This window comes from Rheinheimera sp. (genome assembly GCF_020217005.1).
Taxonomy (GTDB): domain Bacteria; phylum Pseudomonadota; class Gammaproteobacteria; order Enterobacterales; family Alteromonadaceae; genus Pararheinheimera.
Genome location: NZ_JAIWOI010000240.1, coordinates 1 through 10,000, shown reverse-complemented (window position 1 = coordinate 10,000; position 10,000 = coordinate 1). Strand labels below are relative to the sequence as shown.

The following is a 10,000-nucleotide window of genomic DNA, read 5'->3' as shown; positions in this document are numbered from 1 at the left end:
ATTAAAAGCCGTGCAAACATTGCTCCTGTTTACTTCGCCTATAACGACGGCGTTGAATCTGGCAAGTTATCAGCCATAGTTTTACCAGTCCATGGTTATGGCTTATGGTCGACTATGCACGCGTTTTTAGCTTTGGACAACGATGGCAATACCATTAAAGGTATTAACTACTATGAACAAGGCGAAACTGCTGGTTTAGGTGGTGAAGTACAGAACCCGAAATGGACTGCTCAATTTGTTGGCAAAAAGTTGTTGGACGAGTCTGGCGCTCCAGCTATCAAAGTGATGAAACCTGGCAACGCCAATCCAACTTCACCATATGAAGTAGATGGTTTGTCTGGCGCTACTTTAACCAGCAAGGGCGTTCAGAATACTTTCGATTTCTGGGCAGGCGCCAAAGGTTTTGCACCTTTCCTGACCAAAGTTCGCGACGGAGCATTAAACAATGGCTAGTGCAAAAGAAATTAAAAGCCTTGTCTTCGGACCGGTCTTTGCAAATAACCCTATCGCATTACAAGTTTTAGGTATTTGTTCTGCGTTGGCTGTAACCACTAAGCTGGATAAAGCTTTAGTTATGGGTATAGCCCTGACATTGGTGACTGCGTTCTCGAGCATGTTTATCTCGATGATCCGTAACCATATTCCATCCAGCGTTCGTATCATAGTACAGATGACCATTATCGCCTCTCTGGTTATAGTGGTGGATCAGGTGCTTAAAGCTTTTGCTTATAACGTAGCTAAAGAGCTGTCGGTATTTGTTGGTTTGATTATCACTAACTGTATCGTCATGGGTCGTGCTGAAGCTTATGCGATGAAAAGCCCGCCATTAATGAGCTTCCTGGATGGTATAGGTAACGGTTTAGGCTACACAGTGTTATTGCTGATTGTTGCATTTATTCGTGAGCTGTTTGGTTCAGGAACTTTATTTGGCGTTGAAATTCTGCCACTAGTCAGCGCCGGTGGCTGGTATCAGCCTATGGGTATGATGTTGATTGCACCAAGTGCGTTTATCATCATCGGCTTGTTAATCTGGATACTGCGTACTTTCCGTCCAGAACAAGTTGAGAAGGCATAAGGGGCTAACAATGGAACACTACATTAGTTTATTTGTTCGTGCGGTCTTTATCGAGAACCTGGCTTTAGCCTTTTTCCTCGGTATGTGTACATTTATCGCAGTATCAAAACAAGTGAAAACGGCATTCAGCTTAGGTATAGCTGTGACTTTCGTTTTAGCTTTGTCTGTGCCAGTAAACAATCTGGTTTATCACAACCTGTTAGCTCCCGGCGCTCTGGCCTGGGCTGGTTTTCCTGGTACAGATCTAAGTTTCCTGGGCTTTATCACTTATATTGGTGTGATCGCGGCTTTAGTACAAATCGTAGAGATGTTCTTAGACAAGTACGTTCCTGCGCTGTACAACGCTTTAGGTATTTTCTTACCTTTGATCACAGTAAACTGCGCGATATTTGGTGCTGTAGCCTTTATGGTTGAGCGCGATTATAACTTCGGTGAAAGCGTAGTCTTTGGTTTAGGTAGTGGTATCGGCTGGACTCTGGCTATCACATTAATGGCCGCTGTCAGTGAGAAACTGAAATATGCCGACATGCCTGCTGGCGTGCGCGGTTTAGGTTCACGTTTTATCATGGTTGGTTTAATGGGCTTGGGCTTTATGTCCTTCTCAGGCGTTTCACTGTAAGCAATTGCTGTAAAAGGAAAGAACAATGCAAGAGATATATCTTGGCGTTGGAATGTTCACCCTGCTGGTTCTGGCTTTAGTTGTTATGATTTTAGCTGCTAAGGCAAAACTGGTGTCTTCAGGTGACATTACCATTGGAGTGAATGGCGACCCTAAGTTAGCTATTCAAACAAAAGCCGGCGGCAAATTACTTGGCGCTTTAGCTGATAAAGGCATTTTCCTGTCATCAGCTTGTGGTGGCGGTGGTTCTTGCGGTCAGTGCCGTGTTCATGTTCATTCAGGTGGTGGTGATGTATTACCTGTGGAGATGGGCCACCTGACTAAAGGTGATCGTCGTGAAGGTTGTCGTTTAGCTTGTCAGGTCAGTGTAAAAACTGACATGGAAATCGAAGTTGAACCAGAAATCTTTGGTATTAAAAAGTGGGAATGTACAGTTATCTCTAACGATAACAAAGCTACCTTTATCAAAGAATTGAAGCTGGCTATTCCTGATGGCGAATCAGTGCCTTTCCGTGCTGGTGGTTACATCCAGATCGAAGCGCCGGCTCACCATGTGAAGTATGCTGACTTTGATATTCCGGCTGAATACCGTGGTGACTGGGAACGCTTTAAGTTCTTCACACTGGAATCCAAAGTAGACGAAGAAACAATTCGTGCTTACTCTATGGCGAACTATCCGGAAGAAGAAGGCATCATCATGTTAAACGTGCGGATTGCTTCGCCTCCGCCAAATAATCTGAGCTTACCTTGCGGTAAAATGTCTTCGTACATCTGGAGCTTAAAAGCCGGTGATAAAGTGACTATTTCTGGTCCATTCGGTGAGTTCTTCGCTAAAGAGACGGAAGCGGAAATGGTATTCGTTGGTGGTGGTGCTGGTATGGCGCCAATGCGTTCACACATTTTTGACCAGTTACGCCGTCTGAAATCCAAACGTAAGATGAGCTTCTGGTATGGTGCCCGTTCTAAGCGTGAAATGTTCTATGTGGAAGATTTCGACATGCTGCAAGCTGAGAACGAAAACTTCAAATGGCACGTGGCCTTATCTGATCCGCAGCCTGAAGATAACTGGACTGGTTACACAGGTTTTATTCACAATGTGCTGTATGAAAACTACCTGAAAAACCATAAAGCTCCGGAAGACTGTGAGTTCTATATGTGTGGTCCACCGATGATGAACAAAGCGGTGATTAATATGCTGAAAGACTTAGGTGTAGAAGACGACAACATTCTGTTGGATGACTTCGGCGGTTAAGTTAAAGTAAACTAAAAATGGGGTCCTATGGACCCCATTTTTATTCGCAGCCATCCTTGGCGCTCACCCTTCGGGCCAATGCTTCGCATTGTTAAAAATTGATCCTGACAATTTTTTATTTGTCTGAATCACGTTTTTGCGTAGGGATAGTGGTCGAAACTTGTTACAATAGCGCCCTGTAACGGGCAAGCAGGCCGACTGTTTGTTCAAAGCTTCTAAGTTTGATGAGGTGGCTATGGAAGTCTTTATTTTTACTTTTATCATCCTGATAGTTGTAGTTGCGGCTATGGCGATAGGTTACATGGTGCAACGTAAAACCATAGCTGGTAGTTGTGGTGGCCTAGGTGCTTTAGGTATAGAAAAAGCCTGTGACTGCGATACACCTTGTGAAAAACGTCAGCAACGTATGAAAAAAGAGCAGGAATGGCAGCAGAATAAAATTATCTGATACTGCTTCTTTGCACTTTTTGAACGTCCGTCAAGCCAGCTTATGCTGGCTTGTCAGTTTTTAGTTACAGGGTCTGTATCTCAGGTCCTTTCGTTCTATTGCCTCAAAACGCCGTGTACTTAATAATGCAGCTCATTATTCTTTTGAGGCCACGTCCATGTCTTACCCGGTTGCTATCGCTGTATCTTCTGTTCAGGCTGCACTGAATGACTCCCAATGGGATGCTCTGATTATCGTTGCGTCCAGTTTTACTGCTGTGACTGAATTACAGTCTGAAATTAATGCTGCTACGGCTATAGATAACCGTATTGGTAAAGAAACAGTGTTGCTGTTATCAGCAAAAGCGCCCGGACAACGTCTGGTGCTGTCACCTACTGGCCCACTCGACAGAGATTACGATGATGTCCGCAGTTTTTATGATGCGGCTAAGCAGGGTATCAGTCAAGCCAAGGCCGCTGGTGCTAAATCTCCGGCATTGTATGTAATAGCCCCGGATTCAGATGCTTATCAGTATGCGGCTGAAGTGGCTTATTTAGGGGCTTGTCAGGCCTTGTGGCAGCCGCTGGAAGGTCGTGAAGCCCGTGGTGAAGCTGCCATAGAACCTGTTATTGCGATTGGTGTGGTAGGTGTCACAGAGCATCAGGCGCGTTATATGGATGCGGTTGAAGCAGGAAAGCGTGTAGCCCGTGATTTATGTGGTACTGAACCTGAGCGCATGGCTCCACGTCGTTTTGCTGATTATTGTGTTGAAACTTTTGCCGGTACTGATGTAGAGGTTTCGGTAGAAACCAAAGTAGACACACTACAAAAAGATTATCCATTGCTGATGGCTGTAGCCCGCTGTTCGTTGCAGGTTGACCGCCATAAACCTGCGGTGATCCGTCTTGAGTATCAGGGTGAGGGCGAAATCGAACAAACCCTGTTATTTGCCGGTAAAGGCCTGGTATATGACACAGGAGGCGCGGATTTAAAAACCGGTGGTGCTATGGCCGGTATGAGCCGGGATAAAGGCGGTGCTGCGGCAGTGGCTGGCTTTATAAAAACTGTGGCTTTGCTAAAAACCAAGGGTATCCGTATCATTGCGGAAATAGGTGCTGTGCGTAACAGCATAGGTTCTGATGCTTTTGTGCCGGATGAAATTATTACCAGTCATGCTGGCATCCGGGTACGCATTGGTAATACCGATGCTGAAGGTCGTCTGGTATTGGCCGATTTGTTATCGCATTTACGCGAAGAGGCTAAGACTGCGATCAATCCTACGCTTTATTCTATTGCTACTTTAACAGGTCATGCGGCCCGTGCCGTTGGCCCATACAGCGCTTTAGTTGAAAATGGAGCGGCCCGCCGGGTTGGACTATCAGCTGACTTAGCTTTGGTCGGCGATTTATGGGCAGATCCAAGTGAAATTTCCCGCAGTCGCCGTGAAGACTATAGCTTTATTAAAGGCCGCAGCTCGGCGGATGATTTATTAAGTTGTAACAACGCACCGTCTTCAGTCACTGCTCGTGGCCATCAGTTCCCTATGGCATTTTTAGTTGCAGCGGCAGGTTTAGACCAACATGGCGTAAACTCAGATCGGCCACTGCCGTATTGTCATATCGACATCGCTGGCAGCGGTGTGGATGGGGGCGACTGGCAACATGGCAAACCATCTGCAGCGCCAGTAGCGGCATTAGCCGCTTATTATTGTTTATAATTCAGGATTTTTCAGACCAAGTAAAAACCCGGGGCTTAGCTTCGGGTTTTTGTTTTATAGTACATGACTGATAAAGCAGGCACAGATGGATAGTTGTTTATGAAATTTATAGAGCGTTATTTCGAGCTGACAGCGCGCCAGACTAATATCAAAAAAGAGCTGATTGCTGGCTTAACTACTTTTATGGCAATGAGTTATATCCTGTTTGTAAACCCAAGTATGCTGGCACAAACTGGTATGGATCATGGCGCTGTTTTTGTTGCTACTTGTCTGGCGGCTGCTTTTGGCTCTATTGCTATGGGGATGCTGGCGAATCTTCCTGTTGCTTTAGCGCCAGGTATGGGACTGAATGCATTTTTTACTTATGTGATAGTGCTGGAGCAAGGTCATAGCTGGCAGACAGCTTTAGCTGCGGTGTTCTGCTCAGGTGTTCTATTTTTACTACTGAGTGTTTTCAGAATTCGTGAGTGGATTATCCAAAGCATTCCTTTTGCACTCAAAATGGGGATAGCTGCAGGTATTGGCATGTTTTTGGCTTTGATTGCTTTAAAAACTGCCAATATCATAGTAGCCAGCCCAGCCACACTGGTGACTTTGGGGGATTTACATGACCCTAAAGTGGTGCTGGCCATAGCTGGTTTTTTCCTGATTTTTGCACTGACGCATCGTAAACAACATGCTGCCGTATTCATCAGTATTTTAGCGATCACAGCTATCGCCTGGTGGCGTGGTGACACCAGCTTTAGTGGTGTTGTGGCTATGCCGCCCTCCTTAGCTCCTACTTTTTTACAACTGGATTTTGCCTCTGTGTTGCAATGGGCTATGGTGCCTGTGGTTTTAAGTTTATTGTTTTTAGATTTATTCGATACCAGCGGCACTTTAGTTGCGGTGAGTCAAAGAGCAGGTTTGTTAAAAGCCAATGGTGAAATTCCCCGCTTAAAAGGTGCTTTATTGGCAGACAGCTCGGCGACTATTGCCGGCGCATTAGTGGGCACATCCACCACCACTAGTTATGTTGAAAGTACCGCAGGAGTTAGTGCTGGCGGCCGTACAGGTTTAACCGCAGTAGTCACAGGACTGGCGTTTTTAGCGGCGCTTTGGCTTTCACCATTAGCTGCTATGGTGCCATCTTATGCAACAGCCGGTGCGCTGCTTTATGTAGCGACTTTAATGCTTAGCAGTTTACAGCATGTGAAATGGGACGATTTGATCGAATCCGTGCCCGTGGTCGTAGTTCTGGTGATGATGCCCTTGACCTTTTCTATTGCCGATGGGATAGGGTTGGGCTTCATTACCTATGCGATACTTTGTTTGGTGACCGGGCGCTTGTCGGAGACAAGCCTTAGCGTCTGGGTATTAACAGCGGTTTTTGCCGCTAAATTTTTCTTTGCATAAGGAAAGGTATGAAAAAGATAAGTGTGTTATTAGCGCTGCTGCTTTCAACTACTGTAGTGGCTCAGGACAAAGTACAGGTGAGCAGCATTGAACTGGCTAAGCATCTTTATATGATCAAAGGTGCTGGTGGTAACATTGCAGCCGTGGTGGGCCCGGATGGTGCACTGGTAGTAGATTCACAGTACGAGCATGTTGCACCTCAAATCAAAGCTGAGCTTCAAAGCAAACAAGCAGGAGTGCAGGTTAAAACTTTAGTGAATACTCATTTTCATGGGGATCATGTAAATGGTAATGCCGCTTTAGCTTCAGGTGCCCAGATTATCGCTCATAGCAATGTTTTGACCAGATTAAAGGCTGATACTAAATTTCCTCGTTCAGGTTTACCCACAGAGACTTTTACAGGTGAAAAGCAGCTTAGTATAAATGGTGTGGCCATAAAACTGGTGACTATGCCGGTAAGTCATACGGACGGTGACTTAGTGGTTTGGTTCAAAGACGCCAATGTGTTGCATACAGGAGACCTGTTTTTTGCCGACCGTTTCCCATTTATCGATCTGGATAGTGGTGGTTCGGTATCAGGCTACATCAACAATGTAAAACTGCTGCTTAGCCAAATCGATGAGAAAACCAAGCTGATCCCTGGTCACGGTGACTTAATGGATAAAGCGGGTTTGGAGCGTTTCTTAATAATGATGCAGCAAACGCTGGCAGAGGTGAGTGCTTTAAAAGCTCAGGGTAAAACCGAAGACCAAATTGTAGCTCAGGGTTTATCGGCACAGTGGAAAAGTTGGAGTTGGCACTTTATCACTGAGGAGCGTTGGATCCGCACGCTATTTAAAGCTTAGTCTTGTAGTTCGCTGGCGCTCTGGGTATGCTTTGGCAATATCAGAGCGCTTTTAAGGCATAAACCAGGATCTTCATGAGGTTACGTGAAACTTTAGTAGTCTACATGCTACCTATTCTGGTCTTGCCTTTGTTATGTCTGGGTTATTTGTCTTATCACTTTAGTGCCCGTTACTACGAACAACAGTTGTTCCTGCAAATCAGCGCGGAGCTGACAGCTGCACAACAACAAATACGTCTGAAATTAACTTCCTACCAACAGAGCCTCTTTGTATTATCAGCGCAACAGTCGGTTGAACGTTACATTGCCGGGGAGACAGCGCTGCAGAGCGATCTGGTCAGTGATTTCGAGGACTATCGCAGACAAAATCCCGAAATTATCGCTATTAAGTTCATTCGGCTCAACGGCGATTATCAGCTGACCATACCATTCCAGAAAAATGCAACTGAGGTGAGTCGATTTCGTAATCAATATTTTTCCTCCCTGCAGGCCATGATGGACGATCAAGGCTTTTTTCTATCCAGTGAGCAAGGCAGTGAGCAACTTAATTTGTATGTGGCTCAGAAAATCTATTTGTCGGGACAAAACTCCGGAGATATCAAGCGTCTATGGGGTTATGTGGTGTTTGTGATAGAACCTGTCGCGTTTCAACAAGGGATTAGCCAGTTAGGGGGGGAGCTGCGTGCGCCTCTTATTGTTAGCCAGGCGGCTACTATTGCTTTTGCTGAGAATAGTTTGCTAATGGGAAGTGCCTTTTCCCCTGTTAATTTCACTGAAATTCAAGCCAGTGTAGATAAGCACGAGTTTGTACCAACCTTATTGCTTGGCCAATCTATGTTGGTCACGGGCGTCTCTTTAGCTGGTCCTTACCAGCTGGTAATGGGAGTAGAACCTGCTCTGCTCGATAAGACGATGGCCTATAAGCCTTCGCTGATTGCACTGTTTTGTGTGCTGTTCTGTATTGGTTTGCCTGTGCTTATTTATTGGGTTCTTGCCCGTTTTGTGTTAACACCAATACGCGAATTAACAGTGGCCAAAACAGCTGTGGGACGTGGTGATTTGTCGACAGTACTGACCGTCAAAAAACAAGACGAATTGGGTGATATGTTCGCCGCTTTTAATGTAATGGTGCGTCAATTAAGGGTGTACAGGGAGCGAGAGAGAGCCTATCAGCAGCAATTGGAAGACAAAGTAGCAGCCAGAACGCAAGATCTGGCAGATGCTAACCAACAATTGGAAGAGGCAAATCAGCAATTAAGACTGGCGCGGGAAGTGGCGGAACAAGCGAACAGATTAAAAAGCGTATTTTTAGCTAATATGAGCCATGAAATTCGTACGCCTTTAACTGCCATCATTGGTTTTAGCGAACAGGCTATCCATGAAAATGACCCGCATCGCCAGCTTGACTACTTGCGACGAGTGTTGCGAAGTGGCGATCATTTACTGGCTCTGATCAATGATATTCTCGACTTATCCAAGATTGAAGCCGATAAACTGGAGCTACTGACGGAGCAAGTGAACCTGCCAGCTATGCTGGATGATATTTATCAACTGACAAAACAGCAGGCAGAGCTCAAAGGTTTGCAATGCTCACTTGAGCTGAATTACCCCTTACCACAAGCTATCTATACGGACACTTTACGCTTTCGACAGGTGTTATTAAATCTGACCTCTAATGCTGTCAAATTTACTCAAAAAGGCAAAGTGGTGATCAGTGTATCTTATCAAACTCCGGAAGAAGTGCTGAGGATCAAAATTAAGGATACCGGTATTGGTATTACAGCACAGGAATTGACTAAACTCTTTCAGCCTTTTGTACAAGCCGACGCCGCTGTAACCCGTAACTTTGGTGGGTCTGGCCTTGGGCTTTGTATTTCAAAAAAATTGATGGAACAGATGCAAGGTGATATTCAGGTCGAAAGTGTGAAAGGAATTGGTAGTTGTTTTGAAATAGTGATGGCCTGTGAACATCAGCATATTAGCCTGATCCATAGTTATCAGCGTCCGGTCCCCGAGTCTCCAGAAGTTGAAATGTCACCGGATTATGACAAACTCAAGCTGTTGGTTGCAGAAGACAATACAGATAACCAATTGTTGATCCAAGTGCTATTACAAAAGCTTGGTATCCAGTCTGTGGTCGTCGAAAATGGCCACAAAGCGGTAGAGCGGGTCTTACTGGAGCATTTTGATTTAGTGCTGATGGATATGCAGATGCCGGAAATGGGAGGAGAGGAGGCAACCGCCTTAATCCGTCATGCGGGTATGGATTTACCTATTATTGCTTTAACAGCTAATGTGATGAGTGAAGATCAGAGCAGGTATCTGAAAGTGGGTTGTCAGGCCGTTTTGTCCAAGCCCATAGTGCAAAAAGATTTTCTGGCCGTACTACAGAAGTTCTGCCCCACTCACGCCGCTCTGGATGATCAACTTGCAGAAAAATTCGCTTCAGATCCCGTTATTTTAAAGCTCAAAGCAGACTTCACGCGGGCTTTACCTGCGTTATTGCGGGATTTTGAATTGTGGCTGTCTACAACTAACTGGCAACGCCTGCAGTATGAAGCTCATAGTGTGAAAGGAAGTGCAGGTAGCATGGGATATCCGGAGCTAACTGCATTAATGTGCAAACTGGAACTGGCGGCTCAGGCTAAGGATTTGGTATTAAGCACCGGAT

9 protein-coding genes are annotated in these 10,000 nt (G+C 45.5%); all 9 read left to right on the top strand.

Going from position 1 to position 10,000, the window contains the following annotated elements:
* A partial coding sequence (gene nqrC / locus LDL40_RS11775) for an NADH:ubiquinone reductase (Na(+)-transporting) subunit C (RefSeq protein ID WP_300995571.1) occupies positions 1 to 453 on the top strand: 453 nt, incomplete at its 5' end.
* Positions 446 to 1,075: an NADH:ubiquinone reductase (Na(+)-transporting) subunit D gene (locus LDL40_RS11770; protein ID WP_127020412.1), complete on the top strand. Its 630-nt coding sequence runs from the start codon at positions 446 to 448 to the stop codon at positions 1,073 to 1,075. The genes nqrC and LDL40_RS11770, both read left to right, overlap by 8 nt.
* A gap of 10 nt (positions 1,076 to 1,085) precedes the next feature.
* Positions 1,086 to 1,694, top strand: a complete 609-nt coding sequence (gene nqrE / locus LDL40_RS11765; protein ID WP_127020414.1) for an NADH:ubiquinone reductase (Na(+)-transporting) subunit E — start codon at positions 1,086 to 1,088, stop codon at positions 1,692 to 1,694.
* A 25-nt stretch (positions 1,695 to 1,719) separates the two neighbouring features.
* Positions 1,720 to 2,946 (top strand): NADH:ubiquinone reductase (Na(+)-transporting) subunit F, encoded by a 1,227-nt coding sequence (nqrF, locus tag LDL40_RS11760; protein ID WP_300995570.1) that lies wholly within the window; start codon positions 1,720 to 1,722, stop codon positions 2,944 to 2,946.
* 202 nt (positions 2,947 to 3,148) lie between these two features.
* Positions 3,149 to 3,394: a (Na+)-NQR maturation NqrM gene (nqrM, locus tag LDL40_RS11755; protein WP_300995569.1), complete on the top strand. Its 246-nt coding sequence runs from the start codon at positions 3,149 to 3,151 to the stop codon at positions 3,392 to 3,394.
* Between the two features lie 157 nt (positions 3,395 to 3,551).
* A complete protein-coding gene (locus LDL40_RS11750; protein WP_300995568.1) occupies positions 3,552 to 5,090 on the top strand; it encodes a leucyl aminopeptidase family protein in 1,539 nt (512 codons plus the stop codon).
* 99 nt (positions 5,091 to 5,189) lie between these two features.
* Positions 5,190 to 6,485 carry an NCS2 family permease gene (locus LDL40_RS11745; protein WP_300995567.1) on the top strand — a complete coding sequence of 432 codons (1,296 nt, stop codon included), beginning with the start codon at positions 5,190 to 5,192 and terminating at the stop codon, positions 6,483 to 6,485.
* A gap of 8 nt (positions 6,486 to 6,493) precedes the next feature.
* Positions 6,494 to 7,330: an MBL fold metallo-hydrolase gene (locus LDL40_RS11740; protein ID WP_300995566.1), complete on the top strand. Its 837-nt coding sequence runs from the start codon at positions 6,494 to 6,496 to the stop codon at positions 7,328 to 7,330.
* A 74-nt stretch (positions 7,331 to 7,404) separates the two neighbouring features.
* The coding region (locus tag LDL40_RS11735; protein WP_300995565.1) for an ATP-binding protein at positions 7,405 to 10,000 on the top strand (2,596 nt) is incomplete at its 3' end.